General features: G+C 67.2%; 17 protein-coding genes and 1 other RNA gene. 13 read left to right on the forward strand and 5 right to left on the reverse strand.

Annotation, left to right across the window (positions count from 1 at the left end; translation table 11 throughout):
* The first annotated feature begins 1 nt into the window (after position 1).
* The 9 genes from AC3WMR_RS17195 (at position 2) to AC3WMR_RS17235 (ending at position 11,630) form a co-directional block, all read left to right on the forward strand.
* Positions 2-3,541: a UvrD-helicase domain-containing protein gene (locus tag AC3WMR_RS17195; RefSeq protein ID WP_492264053.1), complete on the forward strand. Its 3,540-nt coding sequence runs from the start codon at positions 2-4 to the stop codon at positions 3,539-3,541.
* Positions 3,542-3,870: 329 nt separating this feature from the next.
* An RNA gene (ffs, locus tag AC3WMR_RS17200) (signal recognition particle sRNA small type) lies at positions 3,871-3,968 on the forward strand.
* Between the two features lie 120 nt (positions 3,969-4,088).
* Positions 4,089-6,518, forward strand: coding sequence for a DNA polymerase III subunit gamma/tau (gene dnaX, locus AC3WMR_RS17205; RefSeq protein WP_492264052.1), 2,430 nt, complete (start codon positions 4,089-4,091; stop codon positions 6,516-6,518).
* A 46-nt stretch (positions 6,519-6,564) separates the two neighbouring features.
* The gene (locus AC3WMR_RS17210) at positions 6,565-6,891 is read left to right on the forward strand and encodes a YbaB/EbfC family nucleoid-associated protein (RefSeq protein ID WP_025137446.1); all 327 of its coding nucleotides are present in this window, start codon (positions 6,565-6,567) and stop codon (positions 6,889-6,891) included.
* Between the two features lie 67 nt (positions 6,892-6,958).
* Positions 6,959-7,567: a recombination mediator RecR gene (recR, locus tag AC3WMR_RS17215; RefSeq protein WP_006385499.1), complete on the forward strand. Its 609-nt coding sequence runs from the start codon at positions 6,959-6,961 to the stop codon at positions 7,565-7,567.
* Positions 7,568-7,719: 152 nt separating this feature from the next.
* Positions 7,720-9,009 (forward strand): CaiB/BaiF CoA transferase family protein, encoded by a 1,290-nt coding sequence (locus AC3WMR_RS17220; protein WP_492264051.1) that lies wholly within the window; start codon positions 7,720-7,722, stop codon positions 9,007-9,009.
* Entirely contained in the window at positions 8,990-10,030 is a 1,041-nt protein-coding gene (locus tag AC3WMR_RS17225) for an ABC transporter substrate-binding protein (protein ID WP_492264050.1), read from the forward strand. Before AC3WMR_RS17220 ends, AC3WMR_RS17225 begins: the two co-directional genes overlap by 20 nt.
* Entirely contained in the window at positions 10,023-10,832 is an 810-nt protein-coding gene (locus tag AC3WMR_RS17230) for an ABC transporter ATP-binding protein (RefSeq protein WP_492264049.1), read from the forward strand. The genes AC3WMR_RS17225 and AC3WMR_RS17230 overlap by 8 nt, the downstream gene beginning before the upstream one ends.
* 3 nt (positions 10,833-10,835) lie before the next feature.
* The gene (locus AC3WMR_RS17235) at positions 10,836-11,630 is read left to right on the forward strand and encodes an ABC transporter permease (protein WP_175194359.1); all 795 of its coding nucleotides are present in this window, start codon (positions 10,836-10,838) and stop codon (positions 11,628-11,630) included.
* A gap of 102 nt (positions 11,631-11,732) precedes the next feature.
* Here the strand turns inward: AC3WMR_RS17235 and AC3WMR_RS17240 are convergent, their stop codons facing one another.
* From AC3WMR_RS17240 to AC3WMR_RS17255, 4 genes are read right to left on the reverse strand one after another with little or no spacing between them, the layout of a single operon-like run.
* Positions 11,733-12,302, reverse strand: coding sequence for a biliverdin-producing heme oxygenase (locus tag AC3WMR_RS17240; RefSeq protein WP_492264048.1), 570 nt, complete (start codon positions 12,300-12,302; stop codon positions 11,733-11,735).
* Between the two features lie 19 nt (positions 12,303-12,321).
* Positions 12,322-12,969 (reverse strand): hypothetical protein, encoded by a 648-nt coding sequence (locus AC3WMR_RS17245; RefSeq protein ID WP_492264047.1) that lies wholly within the window; start codon positions 12,967-12,969, stop codon positions 12,322-12,324.
* A gap of 8 nt (positions 12,970-12,977) precedes the next feature.
* Entirely contained in the window at positions 12,978-13,343 is a 366-nt protein-coding gene (locus AC3WMR_RS17250; protein WP_025139581.1) for a response regulator, read from the reverse strand.
* Positions 13,340-15,553 carry an ATP-binding protein gene (locus AC3WMR_RS17255; protein WP_492264046.1) on the reverse strand — a complete coding sequence of 738 codons (2,214 nt, stop codon included), beginning with the start codon at positions 15,551-15,553 and terminating at the stop codon, positions 13,340-13,342. Before AC3WMR_RS17255 ends, AC3WMR_RS17250 begins: the two co-directional genes overlap by 4 nt.
* 146 nt (positions 15,554-15,699) lie before the next feature.
* Here AC3WMR_RS17255 and AC3WMR_RS17260 point away from each other — a divergent pair, with 146 nt between their 5' ends.
* Positions 15,700-16,227, forward strand: coding sequence for a carboxymuconolactone decarboxylase family protein (locus AC3WMR_RS17260; protein ID WP_492264045.1), 528 nt, complete (start codon positions 15,700-15,702; stop codon positions 16,225-16,227).
* 47 nt (positions 16,228-16,274) lie between these two features.
* On the opposite strand, the gene tal is transcribed toward AC3WMR_RS17260, so the two are convergent.
* The gene (gene tal, locus AC3WMR_RS17265; RefSeq protein WP_492264044.1) at positions 16,275-17,228 is read right to left on the reverse strand and encodes a transaldolase; all 954 of its coding nucleotides are present in this window, start codon (positions 17,226-17,228) and stop codon (positions 16,275-16,277) included.
* Between the two features lie 165 nt (positions 17,229-17,393).
* On the opposite strand from tal, the gene carA reads away from it, so the two are divergent.
* Genes carA through lpxO form a run of 3 tightly spaced genes read left to right on the forward strand, consistent with a single transcriptional unit; the run spans position 17,394 to position 22,751 of the window.
* Complete coding sequence (carA, locus tag AC3WMR_RS17270; protein WP_492264043.1) at positions 17,394-18,548, forward strand: glutamine-hydrolyzing carbamoyl-phosphate synthase small subunit; 1,155 nt, start codon at positions 17,394-17,396, stop codon at positions 18,546-18,548.
* Positions 18,549-18,558: 10 nt separating this feature from the next.
* Positions 18,559-21,801, forward strand: coding sequence for a carbamoyl-phosphate synthase large subunit (carB, locus tag AC3WMR_RS17275; RefSeq protein ID WP_492264042.1), 3,243 nt, complete (start codon positions 18,559-18,561; stop codon positions 21,799-21,801).
* 53 nt (positions 21,802-21,854) lie between these two features.
* Positions 21,855-22,751 carry a lipid A hydroxylase LpxO gene (gene lpxO, locus AC3WMR_RS17280; RefSeq protein WP_492264041.1) on the forward strand — a complete coding sequence of 299 codons (897 nt, stop codon included), beginning with the start codon at positions 21,855-21,857 and terminating at the stop codon, positions 22,749-22,751.
* Positions 22,752-22,786 lie beyond the last annotated feature (35 nt).

Genomic DNA, 22,786 nt, shown 5'->3' on the forward strand with positions numbered 1-22,786 from the left:
CATGGCCGATACAGAACGCCAGCCCCAGGACCACGCCGCGCGCGCGGCCGCGCTCGACCCCGCGCGCTCGTTCCTGGTGCAGGCCCCCGCGGGGTCGGGCAAGACTGAACTGCTCACCGACCGCATCCTGGCGCTGCTGGCCACGGTGAACCGCCCGGAAGAAATCGTCGCCATCACCTTCACGCGCAAGGCCGCGTCCGAAATGCATGCGCGCGTGCTCAGCAAGCTGCGCCGCGGCCTGGATGCCCCGCCCGACGCTGCGCACGAACGCCGCAGCTGGGACCTGGCCCGCGCCGCGCTGGCGCGCAACGACGAACTGGGCTGGCATCTGCTGGATCACCCGGCGCGCCTGGCCATCCGCACCATCGACTCGTTCTGCGCAGGCCTGGTGCGCAGCATGCCGTGGCTGTCCGAATTGGGCGGCATGCCCGAGATCACCGACGACGCGCGCGCGCACTACGAAGCCGCGGCGCGCGCCACGCTCGACCTGGCCGACGACTACGACGCCGTGCGCATCCTGCTGCGCCACCTGGACGTCGACGTGCAAGCCGCCAAAGAAGCCATCGCCGCCATGCTGGGCCAGCGCGATCAATGGCTGCCGCTGCTGCGCCACGGCTCCGATCGCGAGGCCCTGGAAGCCACCCTGGCCGAGGCCATCGGCGAAGATCTCGACGCCCTGTGCGAGGCCATGCCCTTTGGCTGGGCCGACGCCCTGTCGGGGCCGGCGCGCCTGGCCGCCACGCAGCTGCAAGACAGCGACGACGACAACAAGCTGGCCGCGCTGCTCGACTGGACCGACGAACTGCCCGCCGACGCCGAAGTGCTGGATCAATGGCGCGCCGTGGCGCACCTGTTGCTGACGGGCACCGGCACGCTGCGCAAGACGGTCAACAAGAACCTGGGCTTTCCGGCCAAGTGCGCTCACAAGGAACCCTTCGTGGCCTGGCTGGAAAGCGCCGACCCCGACGCCGCCTGGGTGCGGCGCCTGGCCGCCGTGCGCGACATTCCCGCGCCGCATTTCTCCGACGCCCAATGGGAAGTGCTGGGCGCGCAGCTCATGACACTGGCCCTGGCGGTCGCGCAATTGCGCCTGCGTTTCGCCGACACGGGCGAGGTCGACTTCATCGAAATCTCGCAGCGCGCCGCCGCGGCGCTGGGCAGCGCCGACGATCCCGGCGAACTGCTGCTGAAACTGGACGCCTCCATCCGGCACCTGCTGATCGACGAGTTCCAGGACACCAGCCAGACGCAGCTGGATCTGCTGTCCACCCTCACGTCTGGCTGGCAGCAGGGCGATGGCCGCAGCCTGTTCCTGGTGGGCGACCCGATGCAGTCGATCTACCGTTTCCGCAAGGCGGAAGTCGGACTGTTCCTGGAAGTGGCTGAAGAGGGCGTGGGCGAACTGCAACCCGACTTTCTCAACCTGACCGACAATTTCCGCTCGCAAGCCGGCATCGTCGACTGGGTCAACCAGTCCTTCGCGCAGCTGCTGCCCAAGCGTAGCGATGCCGCCGCGGGCGCCATCAAGTACAGCCCGTCCAGCGCGTTCCACGAGGCCCTGCCGGACCCGGCCGTGCGCTTTCATCCCGCCTGGTCGCGCGCTGGCGCGGCCCCCGCCGAAGAACAGGCCGAAGACATCGCCGTGGGCCTGGTGCGCCAGGCGCTGGCGGAAAACGCCGGCAGCAAGCACCCCGTCGCGGTGCTGGTGCGGGCTCGCAGCCACCTGGGCAACCTGACGCGCCGGCTGGCACAGGAAGGCATCCGCTGCCGCGCCGTCGATCTGGTGCCGCTGGCCCTGCGGCCGGTGGTGGCCGACCTGGTGCAGCTGGTGCGCGCCTTGTCGCACCCCGGCGACCGGCTGGCCTGGCTGTCGGTGCTGCGTGCGCCGTATTGCGGCCTGACACTGGAATCGCTGCAACGCCTGTTCGGCGCCGACCACGTCACGCCGGTGCCGGTGCTGCTGGAACGTGCGCTGCGCGTCGTGCCGGCCAAGACGGCCTCAGCGGGCTTCGATGCCGCCGCCGGCTTGCCACACGGCAAGCGGTCCGGTCACACCGACGTCGCGCAACAGGGGTCGCTGTTCGACGACACCGAGGCCCCGCCGCAAGGGGACCCATCCGCCGACACACCGGCGACGCCCTTGGCGCAGACGCGCTTGCGCGCGGACGAATACGCTCGCCTGCGCCAGGTGGCGATGGTGCTGCTGGACACGCGCAATGCATCCGGCGCCATGCCGTTCGCGGCCTGGGTCGAAGCGCTCTGGCGCCGCCTGGGCGGCCCGGCGCTGTACAACGGCCCCTCGGTGGCCACCGACGCCGAAAGCCTGTTCCAACTGGTCGAACGCCTGGCGCCCCACGGCGCCATCGATCCGGCCGCGCTGGACGCCGGCATCGCCCGCCTGTTTGCCGCACCCGACGCGGCCGACGAAGACGCCGCGGTCGAAATCATGACCATGCACAAGTCCAAGGGCCTGCAGTTCGACACCGTCATCCTGTACGGCCTGCACCGCGCTCCGCGCGGCGACCAGCCGCCGCTGGTGCGTTTCGAGCAAAGCGGTGGCCGCGTGCTGTTCGGCCCCGTCAAGCCCCGCGCCGAAACCGAAGCCGACCCCGTGTCGCGCTACCTGGGCGCCCGCGAAGCGCGCCGCGCCTCCTACGAAATCGACCGCCTGCTGTACGTGGCCGCCACCCGCGCCCGCAAGCGCCTGCACCTGGTGGGCCACGTCTCGATCGACGAGGCCAGCGGCCAGCCCAAGACCCCGTCATCGGCCAGCCTCCTGGGCCGCCTGTGGCCCTGCCTGACCCCGCCCGAGCCCCCGTCGACGAGCGAGGACGCCGCCGCTCCGCCCGAAGACGGCCCCGAGTGGCAGGGCGAACCCCTGCGCCGCATCGACACGACCGGCCTGGCACACCTGTCGCGCCAGGCAGACATCGCCATCAGCCCCGGCTTCGCCGCCCCCGCGCGCGGCGCCTGGGGCGACAGCGGCGAGCATCCCGCCTGGCAACTCGAATCCGGCTACGACGCCGCCATCGGCACCCTGGCTCACGCGTGGCTGGCCCGCATCGGCCAAGACGGCGTCGCCGCCTGGCCCGCCGAAGCACTGGCTGACCGCCTGCCCGCCATGCGCCGCCAACTGACCCGCGCCGGCATCCCCGCCAGCCAGGCCGACGCCGCTTCCGAAGCCGTGCTGGACACCCTGCAAGCCACCCTGTCCGACGACCGCGGCCTCTGGCTCCTGTCCCAATCCGGCGCCCGCCGCGAATGGCCCCTGATCGACGCCGCCGGCAAGGTCTCGGTCATCGACCTGGCCCTGAGCACCGAAGACGGCTGGCTGATCGTCGACTACAAAACCGGCCGCCCCCAACCCAACGAATCCCCCACCGCCTTCGCCCAACGCATGCGCCAACGCCACGGCGACCAACTCCTGCGCTACTGCGCCCAAGTCACCGCCCTGGACGGCCGCCACGCCCGCGCCGCCCTCTACTTCCCCCGCGCCAAAGCCTGGATAGACCTGACCCCGCCCCCGCAAACAAACCAGTAGCCAAAGCAAGCAGGCAAAGCAAAGCAAAGCAAGGCAAGGCAAGCGAAGCGAGCAAGCAAAGCAAGCAAAGCAAGCAAAGCAAGCAAAGCAAGCAAGCAAGCAAGCAAAGCGAGCAAGCAAGCAAAGCGAGCAAGCAAGCAAAGCGAGCAAGCAAGCAAAGCGAGCAAGCAAGGCAAAGCGAAGCGAGCCAAAAGGACAAGCGAAGCAAAGTCCTCCCTCCCTCCCCCTCGGGGGGAGGGCCGGGGAGGGGGCCCCCCTACAGCCCCCTGGGGCCCGCCAATCAAGAGGCTAGCAAGCGAGCAACGCGAAGCTCTGCTAGAATCTTGATTGGCGGGCCCCTTCGCATGGTTCGACGGTGAACCTGGTCAGGTCGGGAACGAAGCAGCCATAGTCGTTTAGGGTCAGTGCCGGAGTAAGGCTCGCCAACCGGTTTCTCAAAGGGGACGGGGTTGTTTTCCAAGGGGGATTCCCCGGAAGATGATTCCGTCCCCTTTGCATTTCACGCCGGCCGTCGCTCAGGCTCTTGCAAAGGCTCTACAATTCCGCCATGACTTATCTGGTACTGGCCCGCAAGTGGCGGCCGCGATCGTTCGATACCCTCGTGGGACAGGATCACGTGGTGCGCGCGCTGACGCATGCGCTCGACACCCAGCGCCTGCACCATGCCTGGCTGTTCACCGGCACCCGCGGCGTCGGCAAGACCACGCTGTCGCGCATCCTGGCCAAATCCCTCAACTGTGAAACCGGCATCACCTCGAAGCCCTGCGGCGTCTGCCGCGCGTGTACCGAGATCGATGCCGGGCGGTTCGTCGACTACCTCGAGCTGGACGCGGCGTCCAACCGCGGCGTCGAGGAAATGACCCAGTTGCTGGAGCAGGCCGTCTACGCGCCGGGCGCGGGCCGCTTCAAGGTCTACATGATCGACGAAGTGCACATGCTGACCGGGCACGCGTTCAACGCGATGCTCAAGACGCTGGAAGAGCCGCCCCCGCACGTCAAATTCATTCTTGCCACCACCGATCCGCAGAAGATCCCGGTCACGGTGCTGTCGCGCTGCCTGCAATTCAACCTGAAGCAGATGCCGGCCGACTCCATCGTGGGCCACCTGCAGGCGGTGCTGGGTGAAGAGCAGGTGGGCTTTGAAGTTCCTGCGCTGCGTCTCATCGGCCAGGCCGCGTCCGGCTCCATGCGCGACGCGTTGTCCCTGACCGACCAGGCCATCGCCTACAGCGCCGGCAATCTCACCGAAGACGCCGTGCGCGGCATGCTCGGCACGATCGACCAGCGCCATCTGGTGCGCCTGCTCGACGCCCTGTCTGCCGGCGATGCCAAGAGCGTGCTGGCCGTGGCCGACGAACTGGCGACGCGCGGCCTGTCGTATGCCGGCGCGCTGGCCGACCTGGCCGTGCTGCTGTCGCGCGTGGCCATCGAGCAGCGTGTGACCGGCGCGATGCCCGCCGAGGATCCCCTCGCGGCCGACATCGCCCGCCTGGCGCAGGTCCTGCATCCCGACGCCGTGCAATTGTTCTATTCCGTAGCGGTGCACAGCCGCGGCGAACTGACGCTGGCGCCGGACGAATACGCCGGTTTCATCATGGCCTGCCTGCGCATGCTGGCGCTCAATGGCGACGCCGGTCCGCAAACGGCCCTCGAGGCGCCTGCCACGCCGGCCCGCCAGACGGCAGAGCCGGCGACGGCGGCCGCGCAGCCGGCGCAGGCTGTGCCGGTCTCAGCCGCACCCGCGCCCGTTGTGTCGCCGGCGCCTGCCGCGCAAGCCACGGCGCCCGCTGCGGTGACGCCGCCGCCTGTTGCGCAAGCCGCCGTTGATCAGGCACCCGTTGTTCAGACGCCCGTCGATCAGGCACCTGCCGTCGCTCAAGCTCAGGCCGCGCAAGCGTCCGTCGGGCAAGCGCCGGCCGCCCAGGCCGCCACGAATCCGCCCCCGACGGCGCAGCCCGATGCGGCGCATGCGCCGGTTGCCCAGGCCGCCGCGGCGACGCCCGCGCCGGCCCCTGTCTCGGCCCCGACTGCTCCGGCGCTGGGCGCCAGCGTGGCGGACGAACCTGCCGCAAGCCCCGCAGCCGTCGCTCCGGTTGCCGCCGCGGTCGCCGCTGCGAACCCCGCAGCCGCTGCGCAAGCGCCGTCGGCTGGCATTCCGCCCTGGGAAGAGATTCCCGCTGACACCTCGGTGCAATCCGTCGCGCCGGCCGCGCCTGTGCAACCGTCCGCGCCCGCGAATGCGGCAACGGACGCGCCGGCATCACCGCCTGCCGCGGGATCGCCCGCCGCCGGATTGCCCGTCGCTACCAAATCCGCACCGCTCGCCGTGACGCCGGCCGCTGCCGCCGTCGCGCCCGCCGCGGACGACAGCGAGGGCCCCCCGTCCTGGGTCGACGAGGAAATTCCCTTCGAGGCCGAAGGCGGCTTCGTGCCGGACGGCGGCTTCACGTCTGATCCCGACGACGACTTCGAAACCCTGGCCAGCGCGCCGTCGGCGGCCCCCGTGCCGTCGCCCGCGCCCGCCCGGCGTGACGGCGCCGCCCCGGCGCGCAAGCGCCAGACACGCGCCCGCATCGCCGACATGACCTCTGCCGCCTGGCCCGAGCTGGCCGCGCGCCTGCCCGTGACCGGGCTGGCCGCCGAACTGGCCCGCCAAAGCGAATGGGCCGGCGTGCAGGGCGATGCCGTCATCCTGCGCGTGGCGGTCAGGACGCTGGCCGAAAGCGAAAGCCGCGTGCGCCTGCAGACCGTGCTGTGCGAACATTTCGGCCAGGGCATCCGCCTGGACGTGGACGTCGGCGCCGTTGGCGAAGCCACGGCCCACGCCGTGGCCCAGGCCGAGCGCGCGGCGCGCCAGCAGGCCGCCGAAGACGCGGTGGCCGTCGATCCGTTCGTGCAGGCGCTGCTGTCCGATTTCGGCGGCTATGTCGTGGCCGGCTCGATCCGCCACGTCGATCCCCCTTCCGCCGCCGCCTGAGGCGCCGGCAAATCCCCTTATTCCCCTCGTTCAAGGAAACTCGATCATGATGAAAGGACAACTGGCCGGTCTGATGCGCCAGGCGCAGCAGATGCAGGAAAACATGAAGAAGGCGCAAGACGCGCTGGCCGAAATCCAGGTCGAAGGCGCCGCGGGCGGCGGCTTGGTCAAGGTCACCATGTCCTGCCGTCATGACGTCAAGCGCGTCGAGATCGATCCCTCGCTGCTGGCTGACGACAAGGACATGCTCGAAGACCTGGTTGCCGCCGCGTTCAACGACGCGCTGCGCAAGGCCGAAGCTACCTCCCAGGAAAAAATGGCGTCCGTCACCGCCGGCATGCCGCTGCCCCCGGGCATGAAGCTGCCGTTCTGATCGAACGCCCAGGCCGGCGCCGCACCCCGCGGCGCGGCCATTGCCGCCCGCAAGATTTCGCCGCGCCATGGATCCACTACTGCCCGAACCCGAACCGCTCGTCTCGTTGATCGAGGCCCTGCGGCGCCTGCCTGGCGTGGGCGTGCGCTCTGCCCGGCGCATGGCCTATCACCTGCTGCAGCACGACCCCCAGGGGGCCGACATGCTGGGGCGGGCGTTGGCCGGCGCGGTGCGCGACCTGCGTCATTGCTCGCGTTGCAACAGCTTCGCCGAAGAAGACGTGTGCGCCACCTGCGCCAATCCCAAGCGCGATCCTTCCCTGCTGTGCATCGTCGAGACGCCGGCCGACCAGAACATGATCGAGTCCAGCCACGGTTACCGTGGCCTGTACTACGTGCTGATGGGCCGGGTCGCCCCGCTGGAAGGCATCGGGCCGCGCGAACTGGATTTCGACCGCGTCATCCGGCGGGCAACCGACGGGGTGGTGCAAGAGGTCATCCTGGCCACCAACTTCACGGCCGAAGGCGAGACCACCGCGCATTTCCTGGGTGAAGCCCTGGGCGAGCGCGGCCTGCGCGTGACGCGCCTGGCGCGCGGCGTGCCCGCGGGCAGCGAACTTGAATACGTCGACGCCGGCACCATCGCCTGGGCGCTGATGGAACGCAAGACCACCTGAATTCCCCGCGCAGCCTTGGCTGCGCGCGTTGCGTCGTCCATGGGGCGCGCACTTTCCTTGGGGCGGCAAAGCGGGGCAGGGTATCCTGTACCGCTCGCAAAATCGATCCGCGGCGCACGTACGGCGCGGACCCCACGAGGAAGACACCCATCATGTCAGCCCTGACCGGACTGAAGGTCCTGGAACTCGGCACGCTCATCGCCGGGCCGTTCGCCGCGCGCATCTTCGGCGAATTCGGCGCCGACGTCATCAAGGTCGAAACCCCGCACGGCCCCGACGGCACGGGCGGCGGCGACCCTATCCGCAGCTGGCGCCATCTGCACGAAGGCAATTCGCTGTGGTGGACGGTACAGGCCCGCAACAAGCAATCCATCGCGCTCAACCTGAAGCACCCCGACGCCCGCGAGATCGCTCGCAAGCTGGCGCTGGACGCCGACGTCGTGGTCGAGAACTACCGCCCCGGCGTGCTGGAAAAATGGGGCTTGGGCTTCGAGCAGCTGCGCGCCATCAATCCCGCCCTGATCATGGTGCGCCTGTCCGGCTACGGCCAGACCGGGCCGATGAAAGACCAGCCGGGGTTCGGCGCCATCGGCGAGTCCATGGGCGGGCTGCGCTACGTGTCCGGCCATCCCGACCGGCCGCCGCTGCGCGTGGGCATCTCGATCGGTGATTCGATCGCGGCGCTGCACGGTGTCATCGGCGCGATGATGGCGCTGCGCCATCGCGATGCCACCGGCGGCCGCTGGAATGGCCAGACGGGCGAGGCATGCCGCGCCGGCCAGGGCCAGATGGTCGACGTGGCGCTGTACGAGGCCGTCTTCAACATGATGGAAAGCCTGGTACCCGAGTACGACGTGGCCGGCGTGGTGCGCGAACGCACCGGCGGGGCGCTGCCCGGCATCGTGCCGTCCAATACCTACACCACCCGCGATGGCCAGAACGTCGTCATCGCCGGCAACGGCGATGCGATCTTTCATCGCTTGATGCGGACCATCGGCCGCGACGACCTGGCCACGGACCCGGACCTGGTCCGCAACGATGGCCGCGCCCGCCGCGTGGACGAGATCGACGGCGCCATCCAGGCCTGGTGCGGCGGCCGCGATATTGACGATGCGCTGAACACCCTGAAGGCGGCCGACGTGCCGGTCGGCAAGATCTACAGCGTGGCCGACATGTTCACCGATCCGCAGTTCCTGGCGCGGCGCATGATCGAGCAGCATCAGTTCGCCGACGGCCGTCCGGTCAAGCTGCCGGCGGTGGTGCCCAAGCTTTCCGAGACCCCCGGCGGCACGCGCTGGATAGGCCCCGAATTAGGGGAACATACCGAGGAAGTCCTGAAATCGCTGGGGTATGATTCAGCGGCTATCGACAAGCTGGCGCAGACTGGCGCTATCGGTAGACCTGATCCCAAGGAGACAACACATGTCAGTCACACGTCGTGATTTGCTCAAGATGGCCGGCGCCGCCGGCGTCATGGGCATGGCCCCCGCCATCGTGCGCGCCCAGAAGCTGGAGAAGACCAAGGTCCAGATCGCCGTGGGCGGCAAACCCCTGATCTATTACCTCCCGCTGTCCATCGCCGAGGCCCGTGGCTACTTCAAGGACGAAGGCCTGGACGTGTCGATCGCCGACTTTGCCGGCGGCTCCAAGGCCCTGCAGGCGGTCGTGGGCGGCAGTGCCGACGTGGTGTCGGGTGCGTTCGAGCACACGCTCGCCATGCAGTCCAAGGGCCAGTTCTACCGCGCTTTCGTGCTGCAAGGCCGTGCGCCGATGATCGGCGTGGGCGTGTCCAAGAAGAACATGCCCAACTACAAGGGCCCGGCCGACCTGAAAGGCAAGAAGATCGGCGTGACCGCGCCGGGCTCGTCCACCAACATGGTGGTCAGCTTCTTCCTGGCCAAGCACGGCCTGAAGGCCTCCGACGTGTCCATCATCGGCGTGGGCGCCGGCGCAGGCGCTGTCACGGCGCTGCGCAGCGGCCAGATCGACGCCATCTCCAACACCGACCCCGTGGTGTCGATGCTGGAAATGCCGGGCGACATCCAGATCATCGTCGACACGCGCACCCTCAAGGACACCCAGGACATCTTCGGCGGCAACATGCCGGCCGGCTGCCTGTATGCGCCGCAGGCGTTCATCGACGCCAATCCGAACACCGTCCAGGCGCTGACCAACGCCCTGGTGCGCGCCGATAAATGGATCCAGAAGGCCGGCCCCGACGAGATCGCCAAGGTCGTGCCCGAAACCTACCTGCTGGGTGATCCGGCCGTCTACAAGGCCGCCATCGGTAAGAGCCTGGAAGGCCTGTCGCCCGACGGCCTGATTCCCGAAGACGGCGCCGCCACGGCGCTCAAGGCCCTGGCTGCCTACCAGGCGGACTTCGACGGCGCCAAGATCGACCCGTCCAAGGTCTGGACCAACGACTTCGCGCGCCGCGCCAACGAGAAATACCCCAATGGTTGAAGCCGCGCTTTCGCTGGAAAACATCAGCTGCACCTTTGTCTCCCGCGACGACCGCTCGCAGCGCTACACCGCCGTCAGTGACACGACCCTGGCCATCGCGCCAGGCGAGTTCGTGTCGGTGGTGGGCCCCACGGGCTGCGGCAAGTCCACCTTGCTCAACGTCAGCGCCGGCCTGCTGGCGCCGTCGTCGGGCCAGGTGAAAGTTTTCGGCCAGCCGCTGTCCGGCATCAACTCGCGGGCCGGCTACATGTTCCAGGGCGAGGCGCTGCTGCCGTGGCGCAGCGCGCTGGACAACGTCGTGGCCGGGCTGGACTTTGCCGGCGTGCCGCGCGCCGAAGCCCAGGAGCGCGGCCGCGAATGGATGCGCCGCGTGGGTCTGGGCGGCTTCGAAGGCCGCTATCCGCACCAGATGTCCGGCGGCATGCGCAAGCGCGCCATGCTGGCGCAGACCCTGATCCGCGACCCCGACATCATCCTGATGGACGAACCGTTTTCCGCGCTCGACATCCAGACGCGCCAGCTGATGGAAAACGAGGTGCTCGACCTGTGGATGGCCAAGCGTAAGGCGGTGCTGTTCATCACGCACGACCTGGACGAAGCCATCGCCATGAGCGACCGCGTCGTGGTGCTGTCGGCCGGGCCGGGCACGCACCCCATCGGCGAATTCGCGATCGATCTGCCGCGTCCGCGCGACGTGGCCGAAGTGCGCAACAACCTGCGCTTCGTCGAATTGCACGCGGCCATCTGGGCCGTGCTGCGCGAAGAAGTGCTCAAGGGCTATGCCCAACAGAAGCGGGCCTGACCTATGTCCAAGTCGTTCAAACCCGGTTCCGCCAGCCTGCGCTTCTGGCAGTTGCTGCTGCTGGTCATCATCCTGGGCGTCTGGCATATCGCCTCGCGCGATTCCAAGGTCGCCTTCTTCTTCGGTGAACCCCTGAAGGTCTGGGGCCGCATCTGGGCGTGGTTCGTCACCAATGCCGACATCTACACCCACTTGTGGGTCACGTTGACCGAAACGGTGCTGGCGTTCTTCATCGGCACCATCGCGGGCCTGGCATTCGGCCTCTGGCTGGGCCTGTCGCCGCGCGCCAGCGCCATCCTGGACCCTTACATCAAGGCGGCCAACTCGATGCCGCGCGTGATCCTGGCGCCGATTTTCGGCATGTGGTTCGGGCTGGGCATCTGGTCCAAGGTCGCGCTGGCCGTGACGCTGGTGTTCTTCATCGTCTTCTTCAACGTCTACCAGGGCGTGCGCGAAGTCAGTCCGACCCTGCTGGACAATGCCCGCATGCTGGGTGCGCGCCAGCGTCAACTGCTGCGCCACGTCTACCTGCCGTCGGCCACCAGCTGGGTCTTCTCCAGCCTGCATACCTCGGTGGGCCTGGCCTTCGTGGGCGCGGTGGTGGGCGAATACCTGGGCTCGGCCAGCGGCGTGGGCTACCTGATCCTGCAGGCCGAAGGCACGTTCGACGTCAATACCGTGTTCGCCGGCATCGTGGTCCTGACGGCGTTCGCGCTGGTGCTGGACTACATCGTCGGCATCGGCGAAAAGCGGCTGATGAAGTGGCAGCCGAAGTCAGGCGAAACCGAAAAGCTCTGATCTGCCGCATGACGCAAGCCCCATGAAAAAGCCCGGCCTGGCCGGGCTTTTTCATGGGTGTCGCGCGGACGTGGCGCGCCCCTTCGGGGACTGACAAGCGGGCTAGGCTTGCAGCGCCCGCTGGCTGCGCAGCCACGTAGTCAGGCTGTCGAACGCGTCCTGCGCGCCTTGCAGCGCACGCGCTTCGTGCCCCTGGGCCGCGCTGTCCAGATGCAGCAGAAAGCCTTTCCACAGCGCACCGACCTCGTCGCCATAGCCGCGCAGGTAGCTCAGCGGCAGGGGCGGGGTGATGTCTTCCAGCCGCTTGGCCAGGAAGCGCCCGCCCAGTTGCGAACCTTCCACCACGTAGGCCACGCCCAGCGCATAGGCGTCGGCCTGGTCTGGCGCAGGCGCGTCGGCGCAGTGCGCTACCGGCGCCGCGTCGCCGGCCGCTTGCAGGTCGGCGCGGATCAGGGCGCTTTTGCCCGCACGGGCCGGGGCCCGCAATTGCTCCGGCCATTGCAGCTGCCACAGGCGCTGTTCGACCGGTTCCAGCCAGCCCAGCAGGGCCCGCAGGTAGTTCAGATAGTGGGCGCGGCTGACGTCGCCATCGGCCAAGGCCAGGCCTTGGTCCAGGGCTTCGTGGCGTTCGCGGGTGCCGTCCCGCAGGACCTGGTGTACGGGGGAGATCATGCGAAGCTCCTTTGAGTTGTCAACAGGCGGTCGGGGCGGCCGGCAGGTGCAGCGACCAGCGCTGCGGCTGGCGCTCCAGGCGCCAACCCGAGGCCTCGGCCAACAGCGCGATGTCTTGCGCGTCGAACAGTTGCGGCGTCGCGGGCGCCTGGGACGCCGCTGAAAAATCCGCATGCCAGACGTCCGTGGCGGATGCGTCCAGCACCAGCTCACCCCCTTCAGGCAGCCACGGCAGCATGCACAGCAGCCAGGCCATCACCAGGTAACGCGAGGCGAATGCCGGCAGTTCGATCGCAGCGGCCTCGCCGGGCCAGCGCACCTGGCGCTTGGACCACATCAGTTGCGAAAACAGCAGCTTGCGGCACTGGCGCAGCAGCGCATCGGCCGGTAGCCGTGCGCCATTGTCGACCAGCCATTGGTCCAGGTCGCGCACCACATTGACGCTGTCTTCAAGCATGTGCTGCAGGTCGCCGGCCAGCCGTTGGCAACGCTGCTGCAGGGCGTCGGCGCTGGCGCCTTCCGGCGTCTGGCGCAGCATGGCCACGGCCAGCGTGGCATTGGACAGCGGCGCCAGGGTCTCGTGCCGCAGGACGGGAAAGATCTGCGCCAGGACCTTGAAACGCACGCCATCGGCGGCCAGGGCCCGGGCTGGGATATCGGCGTGCATCGGCGGCCTCAATCCGCCTGCCGCAGCACGCTCAGCAGCGCGTCGGGATCAGCGGGTTTTTCAATCCAGCCATTGAACAGGCGCGTGGCGTCTTCGTGGCGTTCGTGGCGGGCCAGGCCGCTCAGGGCATAGATGCGGGTCGACGCGCTGCGCTCGCGCAGCCGGCGGGCCAGTTCGTAGCCGTCCATGTCGGGTAGCAGGATATCGACCAGCACCGCCTGCGGGTCGAAGGCGGCGACTTGCGCCAGGGCATCTTCGCCGTTGACGGCGCAGCGGGTCTCCAGGCCGGACAGCGCCAGGAATTCGGCCAGCAGTTCTGAGCCCATTTCGTTGTCGTCGACCAGCAGGACGCGTAGCGAGCGCGCTTCGTTCAAATCATGTCTCCAGGATGCGGGGTTGCGGGCGGCGCATCGGCGCCGCGCGGCAGGATAACAGTGAAAACCACCAGGCCGTCATGGCAGCCGACGGCAATTTCACCATCGTGGTCGCGGACCACCTGTTCGGCAATATACAACCCCAGCCCCAGGCCATTGCGATTGCGCGAATGGCCCATGGATTCCGGCTTGAAGGGCGAGAACAGATGCGCCATGACCTCGTCCGGAATGGGGGCGCCATGGTTCACCACGGTCAGTTCGATCGTCTCGCCGTTCAGCCGCGCCGTGACCCGGATCGGCATGCGCGGCGCGCCGTGCTGGCGTGCGTTGCTCATCAGGTTGGTCACTACCTGGGCGATGCGGTCGGTATCGGCCATCAGGGTCAGGCCGGGTTGCACGTCGGGTTCGATGAGCAGGCCGGGGTAGGCCTGGCGCTTTTCCTCGATCAGGCCATTGATCAGGTCGGACAGGCGGCATTCGCGCTTTTCGATGCCCAGCCCCATGCCGGCCTGCAAGCGCGACAGGTCCAGCACCTGCGAGATCAGGCGCTGCATCCGGCCGCTGGAATAGCGGATGCGCTCGCCCATGCGGGCACCCGAATCCGTTTTCGACAGCAGCGTGGCTGCCATGGAAATGGATTGCAGCGGATCGCGCAGGTCGTGGCCCAGCATCGCCAGCAGCGCGGTGCGGGCGCGATCCACGTCGGCGGCGCGGCTGGTGGCGATATGGGAAAGCTCGTCGCGCAGGTTGTCAGCCGCATCCAGTTCGGCGGGCAGCCAGGGCGCGCTGGTGTCGCGCGTGACTTCGCGCCACGCTTCGAACGAACCGCGCGGCGTCAGGCGCGGGCCCAGGTTGCCGACGGCATACTGTTTTCCGGGCTTGCCGCCCCACACCACGGTTTCGATCTGCTCTTTGCGCAGCCAGATCAGCCAGCCGTTGTTCATGGGGTCGAACTTGCAGGCCAGGAGGCCCGCGTACGGCACCAGGTCGGTCTGCAGGTCGGGATAGTCGCGCGCGATGTTGCTGGTGTGCACCAGCCGCTGGCCGCTCTGGTCCAGTGCGCACAGGATGCCGGCCAGTTCGCCGCGCGGTGCGATGCCGCCAAACACCGTCACGCTGTTGCCCCACAGGCACAGCGCGGCGTCGTTGGGGAGCAGCGCGGCGGGGGAATCGGTGCCGCCGGACAGGGCCAGATGCACGTTTTCCGACGCCGACACTCGTTCGGCCAACCGGCTGACCAGCGCGGCGCTGCGGCGCGCCTGTTCGGCGCGCTCGCTGCCTTCGATGTTGGCCAGCGCGGCCGACAGCACCTGTGCCAGCGCCTCGCACGCCAGGCGGGCGGGGTAGGGGATCTGGCGCGGCAAATGATGGTGGCAGGCGATCATGCCCCACAGCTTGCCGCCGATCACCAGCGACAGGCTCATCGAGGCGCGCACGCCCATGTTCGCCATGTATTCCAGATGAATCGGCGACACGCTGCGCAGCACGGAAAAACTCATCTCCAGCGGCGGCTCGTCATGGCGGTCCTCGCCCAGCACGCGCACCGGCTGGTACTGCGCGTCGGCAATCTGGCGCAGCGTATTCACCGTATACAGACGCCGCGCCTGGGCTGGAATGTCGCCTGCCGGATAGCGCCGCCCCACCCAGTCTTCCAGGGAGGGATCGCCGCGCCGCTCGGCCACGATCTCGCCGCTGTCGTCCGGATGGAAACGGTAGGCCATGACGCGGTCAAAGCCGGTGGCCCGCTGCACTTCCTGCACCGTGCGGTCCAGGAGGCTGGGGATGTCGCGCTGCAGGCGGATGCGTTCGATGCCGCGGTAGATGCGCGCGGGGTCGGCGATACCGGTGTCGTCGCCGCGGCGTTCCAGTTCAAGCAGTGTCAGGCCATCCGCGTTGCGGTGGGCAATGACGTCATAGGTGTGCTCATCCAGCGCCAGGGTCAGCGGGTCGAAGACCGGGTCGGCGCTGTCCAGCCATATCGACAGGTAGTGTTCGAGCCCCGGCGGCAACGCGCCGGGTTCGCAGCGATAGCCCAGCGCCAGTGGCGTGCCCAGCACCTGCGGCGCGGTTTCGCTCGCGTAGCGCAGCACGCCCCAAGCATCGAACGCGAGCAACGCGCCCAGGGGCTGGATGGCGCCCGGTACGTGGATCGGTTCGCTGTCGCAATTTGCGAGCGTGACGGGCGGGTGGGACTGGGTGGGCGCATTCATTCTAGGCTTGTCCTGGAGGCGCGCAATGTGCTGTCATTATGTCAAAGTTCTTGCGAATGTGTGCATTTGCTGCGCCTCGGTTTTTTGGCGCGCGAAGGCCTTACGCTCTTTGGCGCCAACCGGCCCTAATCCCCTACGGAGTTTTCATGGCGCGTCTTCCCTACGCCGACCTGTCCCACCCCGAAGCGCAGCCCCTGGTGGACCGTATCGTTGCCGAGCGCGGCAGCGTGCTGCACCTGTACCAAATGCTGCTGCACAGCCCGGCCGTGGCGGGGGGCTGGCTCAACTACCTGACGTCCATCCGGCAATTGTCCTCGCTGCCGGGCGACATTCGCGAGCTTGTGATCATGCGGGTGGCCAGTATCAACGGCGCGCCCTACGAAGCCGACCAGCACGCGCCGATCGCCCTGAAGGAAGGCCTGTCGCAAGCCCAGCTGGACGCTTTGCCCGAATGGGAGGCATCCACGTTGTTCAGCGAACGCGAACGCGCGGTGCTGGCCTATACCGACGCCATGACGCGCCAGGTGCAGGTGCCTGAACCGGTGTTTCAGGCGGCGCGCGCTGCGATGGGCTCGGACAAGCTGACGGTCGAACTGACCGCCACCGTGGCCGCCTACAACATGGTGTCGCGCTTTCTGGAAGCGCTGCAGGTGCACTCGCACGACCACCGCTGAAAACCGTCCCGGGGGTGGCACGCCGCCCGCCGGACAGGCCAGGGAAGTCAGCCGCGCTGGGCTTCGATCAGCGCGTCCAGCTTGATGGCGTCGGCCACGAACGCGCGAATGCCCTCGGACAGTTTGTCGCTGGCCATGGCGTCGTCGTTCAGCTGCGTACGGAAGGCCACTTCGTCCGACGCGATGCGGGCGATGTCGCCGCTGGCGGCATCGGCGCGCAATTGCGCCGGGGCATCGCCTTCGGTGGCGGCCAGCTGGGTCAGCAGTTCGGGGCTGATGGTCAGGAGGTCGCAGCCCGATAGCGCCAGGATCTGGCCCACGTTGCGAAAGCTGGCGCCCATGATCTCGGTGGCGATGCCGAAACGCTTGTAGTACTGGTAGATGCGGGTCACCGACTGCACGCCAGGGTCGCGCGCGCCGGCATGGTCGGCGTCGACCCAGGCGGCGCCGGCGGCCTTCTTGTGCCAGTCGTAGATGCGGCCCACGAAGGGCGAAATCAGTTGCACATTGGCGTCGGCGCAGGCTACGGCCTGCGGCAGCGAGAACAGCAGGGTCAGGTTGCAGCGCACGCCCTCGGCCTGCAGCGCGCGGGCGGCCTGGATGCCTTCCCAGGTGGACGCGATCTTGATCAGCACGCGTTCTCGCGGCACGCCGGCGGCTTCGTACAGGGCGATCAGGCCGCGGGCCCGCTCGATGGTGGCGCGGGTGTCGAACGACAGGCGCGCGTCGACCTCGGTCGAGACCCGGCCGGGCACGATGTTCAGGATGGCGCGACCGAACGCGACCAGCAGGCGGTCCATCAGCTCGGCGGTGGGGGCGCCGCGGTGGTCGCGGGCGGTCTTTTCCAGCAGCGGGCGATAGGCGTCCTGCTGCACGGCCTTCAGAATCAGGGACGGATTGGTGGTGGCGTCGGTGGGACGCAGCGCCTTCATCGCTTCGAAATCCCCCGTGTCGGCGACGACGGTGGTGTGATTGCGCAGGGCGTCAAGTTGGCTGGACATGGACAAAACGGCTCACAACGTCAGGGTTGAAGGTGCTTTAGCGTATCACTGCCGGCGGTCCAAATCTTCGATCCTGGCCTTATTTGGCGCGGTTTTCCGAGGAAAACGGCCGCTCAAGGTATAATTCGAAGGTTTGATTATCGATTCATAAAACCGGGGTTTACTGTGCTGCCGCAACTTTTTCCCGAGGGGATCAACCGCTTCCCTCCTGCAATTCTGGCTCTGGCGGACGGTACCATTTTTCGAGGCGTGTCGATCGGTGCGCCGGGGCATACCGTTGCCGAAGTGGTGTTCAACACCGCGATGACCGGGTACCAGGAAATTCTCACCGATCCCAGCTATAGCGGCCAGATCGTCACGCTGACCTATCCGCACATCGGCAATACCGGCGTCAACGCCGAAGACGTCGAAGCGAATCGCGTCTACGCCGCCGGCCTGGTGGTCCGCGACTGTCCCGCCCGCGTGTCGAACTTCCGTTCCACGCAATCGCTGCCCGAGTACCTGTCTGCCCAGGGCATCGTTGCCATTTCCGGCATCGACACCCGCAAGCTGACCCGCATCCTGCGTGAAAAGGGCGCCCAGGGCGCCTGCATCTTCGTTGGCACCGACGCCGATCGCGCCGTCGAACTGGCCCGCGGCTTTGCCGGCATGGCCGGCCAGGACCTGGCCAAGGTCGTGTCCATCAAGGCCAGCACCACCTGGACCGAAGGCACCTGGCAACTGGGCGAAGGCTACACCCAGCCCGACCAGTCCAAGTTCCACGTCGTCGCCTACGACTTCGGCATCAAGTCCAACATCCTGCGTCTGCTGGCTGATCGCGGCTGCCGCCTGACGCTGGTGCCGGCCCAGACCAGCGCCGAAGAAGTGCTCAAGCTCAACCCCGACGGCGTGTTCCTGTCCAACGGCCCCGGCGACCCCGAGCCCTGCGACTACGCCATCGACGCCACGCGCGTGTTCCTGGACAAGAAATTGCCGGTGTTCGGCATCTGCCTGGGCCACCAGATCATGGGCCTGGCCGTGGGCGGCAAGACGCTCAAGATGAAGACCGGCCACCACGGGGCCAACCACCCGGTGCAGGACCTGGCGTCCAAGCGCGTCTTCATCACCAGCCAGAACCACGGTTTCGCGGTCGACGCGGCCAGCCTGCCGGCCAACGCGCGCGTCACGCACGTGTCGCTGTTCGACGGCACGCTGCAGGGCTTCGAGCTCACCGACCGTCCGGCCTTCTGCTTCCAGGGCCACCCCGAAGCCAGCCCCGGTCCGCACGACATCCTGGAGCTCTTCGACAAGTTCATCAGCCTGATGTCCGGCCAAAAGTAAAGATTGCATCATGCCCAAGCGTACAGACCTAAAAAGCATTCTCATCATCGGCGCCGGCCCCATCATCATCGGGCAGGCCTGCGAATTCGACTATTCCGGCGCGCAAGCGTGCAAGGCGCTCAAGGCCGAGGGTTACCGCACCATCCTGGTGAACAGCAACCCCGCCACGATCATGACCGACCCGGAAACGGCCGACGTCACCTACATCGAGCCCATCACCTGGCAAGCCGTCGAAAAGATCATCGAGCGTGAAAAGCCCGATGCGCTGCTGCCCACCATGGGCGGCCAGACCGCGCTGAACTGCGCGCTCGACCTGGCCCACCACGGCGTGCTGAAAAAGCACAACGTCGAACTGATCGGCGCCAACGAGCACGCCATCGAAAAGGCCGAAGACCGCCAGAAGTTCAAGCAGGCCATGACCGACATCGGCCTGGAGTCGGCCAAGTCGGGCGTCGCCCACACGATGGACGAAGCCTGGGAAGTGCAGCGCCGCATCGCGTCCGAAGTCGGCACCTCGGGTTTCCCGGCCGTCATCCGCCCCAGCTTCACCATGGGCGGTTCGGGCGGCGGCATCGCCTACAACGCCGAAGAATTCGAAACCATCTGCCGTCGCGGCCTCGAAGCCTCGCCCACCAGCGAATTGCTCATCGAAGAATCGCTGCTGGGCTGGAAGGAATTCGAGATGGAAGTGGTCCGCGACAAGGCGGACAACTGCATCATCGTCTGCTCCATCGAAAACCTGGACCCCATGGGCGTGCACACCGGTGACTCGATCACCGTGGCGCCGGCCCAGACGCTGACCGACAAGGAATACCAGATCATGCGTAATGCATCGATCGCGGTATTGCGCGAGATCGGCGTGGACACCGGCGGCTCGAACGTGCAGTTCGCGGTCAACCCCCGCGATGGCCGCATGATCGTCATCGAGATGAACCCGCGCGTGTCGCGTTCGTCGGCGCTGGCATCCAAGGCCACGGGCTTTCCCATCGCCAAGGTCGCCGCGCGCCTGGCCGTGGGCTACACGCTGGACGAGCTCAAGAACGAAATCACCGGCGGTGCTACGCCCGCCTCGTTCGAACCGTCGATCGACTACGTGGTCACCAAGGTGCCGCGTTTCGCCTTCGAGAAATTCCCCACCGCCGACGCCCGCCTGACCACCCAGATGAAGTCCGTGGGTGAAGTCATGGCCATCGGCCGCACTTTCCAGGAATCGTTCCAGAAAGCGCTGCGCGGCCTGGAAGTCGGCGTCGACGGCCTGAACCAGAAAACCACCGACCGCGAAAAGCTGCAGGTCGAGCTGGGCGAGCCCGGTCCGGAGCGCATCTGGTACGTGGGCGACGCCTTTGCCCAGGGTTTCACGCTGGACGAAGTGCACGCCATCACGCACATCGACCCCTGGTTCCTGTCGCAGATCAAGGAAATCGTCGACATCGAGCTCGCGCTCGAGCAAAAGACGCTGGCCGACCTGGACTACGCCACCCTGTGGGAACTGAAGCGCCGCGGTTTCTCCGACCGCCGCCTGGCGTTCCTGCTGGATTCGGCCGAATCCGAAGTGCGCAAGCTGCGTCACCAGCTGAACGTGCGTCCTGTCTACAAGCGCGTGGACACCTGCGCCGCTGAATTCGCCACCCGTACCGCCTACATGTACTCCACGTACGAGGAAGAGTGCGAATCCGCCCCCACCGATCGCAAGAAGATCGTGGTGCTGGGCGGCGGTCCGAACCGCATCGGCCAGGGCATCGAATTCGACTACTGCTGCGTGCATGCCGCGCTGGCGCTGCGCGAAGACGGGTACGAGACCATCATGGTCAACTGCAACCCGGAAACCGTGTCCACCGACTACGACACGTCCGACCGTCTGTACTTCGAACCCCTGACGCTCGAAGACGTGCTGGAAATCGTCCACAAGGAAAACCCGGTCGGCATGATCGTCCAGTACGGCGGCCAGACCCCGCTGAAGCTGGCGCGCGCCCTGGAAGCCAACGGCGTGCCCATCATCGGCACCAGCCCCGAATCCATCGACGTCGCCGAAGACCGCGAGCGCTTCCAGAAGCTGCTCAACAAGCTCGGCCTGCGTCAGCCGCCCAACCGCACGGCCCGCACCGAAGGCGAGGCCCTGGCCCACGCCACCGAAATCGGCTACCCGCTGGTGGTGCGTCCCAGCTACGTGCTGGGCGGCCGCGCGATGGAAATCGTGCACGAGCAGCAAGATCTCGAACGCTACATGCGTGAGGCCGTGAAGGTCAGCAATGACTCGCCGGTGCTGCTGGACCGCTTCCTGAACAACGCCACCGAAGTCGACGTCGACTGCCTGGCCGATGGCGAAACCGTCTTCATCGGCGGCGTCATGGAACACATCGAGCAAGCCGGCGTGCACTCGGGCGACTCCGCCTGCAGCCTGCCGCCTTACTCGCTGTCGGCCGACGTCATCGCCGAGATCAAGCGCCAGACCACCATGATGGCCAAGGCCCTGAACGTCAGCGGCCTGATGAACGTGCAGTTCGCCATCCAGGGCGGCGATGTCTACGTGCTGGAAGTGAACCCGCGCGCTTCGCGTACGGTGCCTTACGTGTCCAAGGCCACCGGCCTGCAACTGGCCAAGATCGCCGCGCGCGCCATGGCCGGCCAGACGCTGGCGGCCCAGGGCATCACCAAGGAAGTCGTGCCGCCTTACTTCTCGGTCAAGGAAGCCGTCTTCCCGTTCGTGAAGTTCCCGGGCGTGGACACCATCCTGGGTCCGGAAATGAAGTCGACCGGCGAAGTGATGGGCGTGGGCATGAGCTTCGGCGAAGCCTTCGTGAAGTCGCAGCTGGCCGCGGGCGTGCGCCTGCCGGACTCCGGCACGGTGTTCATCAGCGTGAAGAACCAGGACAAGCCCCGCGCCGTCGAAGTGGCGCGCGGCCTGCACGCCCTGGGCTTCAAGCTGGTCGCCACGCGCGGCACGGCCGCCGAGATCGAAGCGGCCGGCATTCCCGTGCAGCGCGTGAACAAGGTCACCGAAGGTCGTCCGCACATCGTCGACATGGTCAAGAACGGCGAGATCTCGCTGGTCATCAACACCGTCGAAGAACGTCGCAACGCCATCGTCGACTCGCGCACCATCCGCACCCAGGCGCTGGCCGCCCGCGTGACCTTCTTCACCACCATCGCCGGCGCCCGCGCCGCGGTCGAAGGCATGCAGTATCTGCGCCAGGGCTTGGGCCTGCAGGTTTATCCCCTGCAGGAACTGCACGCGTCTTTAACTGACAAATAATGCTTGGGCGCGCAGAGGGCGCGCTGCAAGTGAAGTGAGGTGAGGGCAAAGGAATGAAATGGTTCATTCTGGCGTTATTCATTGTGTGCGCCACGGTAGTTCACTACCGTGGCCGTGTCAGGCACCGGTTCTCGCGGCAGGCGTTGGATCACTCCACGTTCACGGCGCCGCTGAACTGCTTCATGTACGCGTTCTCCAGCGTGCCCAACAAGCCCTATCTCGATCTGGACCAGTTTCCAGAGCTGAAGGTCTTGTTGGAACGCTGCGACGAAATCCGGGCAGAGGCCGTCCACCTGTATGGCGACGGCCACATCAAGGCCTCGGACAAATACAACGACGCGGGCTTCAATTCCTTCTTCAAGACCGGCTGGAAGCGTTTCTACCTGAAATGGTATGACGCAGACCACCCGTCGGCCCAAGCCCTCTGTCCGGTCACGACCCAGCTGCTGGCAGGCATTCCCACCATCAAGGCGGCGATGTTCGCCTCGTTGCCCCCGGGCAGCCGCCTGCCGCGGCACCGCGACCCGTACGCCGGTTCGTTGCGCTTTCATATGGGCCTGATCACGCCGAACAGCCCCGACTGCTATATCAACGTCGACGGCCAGGAATACCACTGGCGCGACGGCGAAGCGGTGGTGTTCGACGAAACGTTCATCCATTACGCCGAAAACAAGACCGACCAGAACCGCATCATCCTGTTCGCGGACGTCGAGCGCCCCATGCGTTACCGCTGGGCGCAGGCGTTCAACCGGGGGGTGGGCGGGTTCCTGTTGCGTGCTGCAGCGGCGCCCAACCAGGAAGGCGACGCCACCGGCGGCATCAACCGCATCTTTGGCGTGGTGTACGCGGTGCGGCGCTTCGGCAAGGCGCTCAAGAAAAAGAGCAAGCCGCTGTACTACCTGTCCAAGTGGGCGTTGGTGGCGGCGATCTTCGCGCTGATTTTCCTGTAATCCCCGGCGCCGGCCTTCCTGTAGGATATCGGGCG

It is taken from the genome of Achromobacter sp. FW305-C-28 (genome assembly GCF_058783235.1).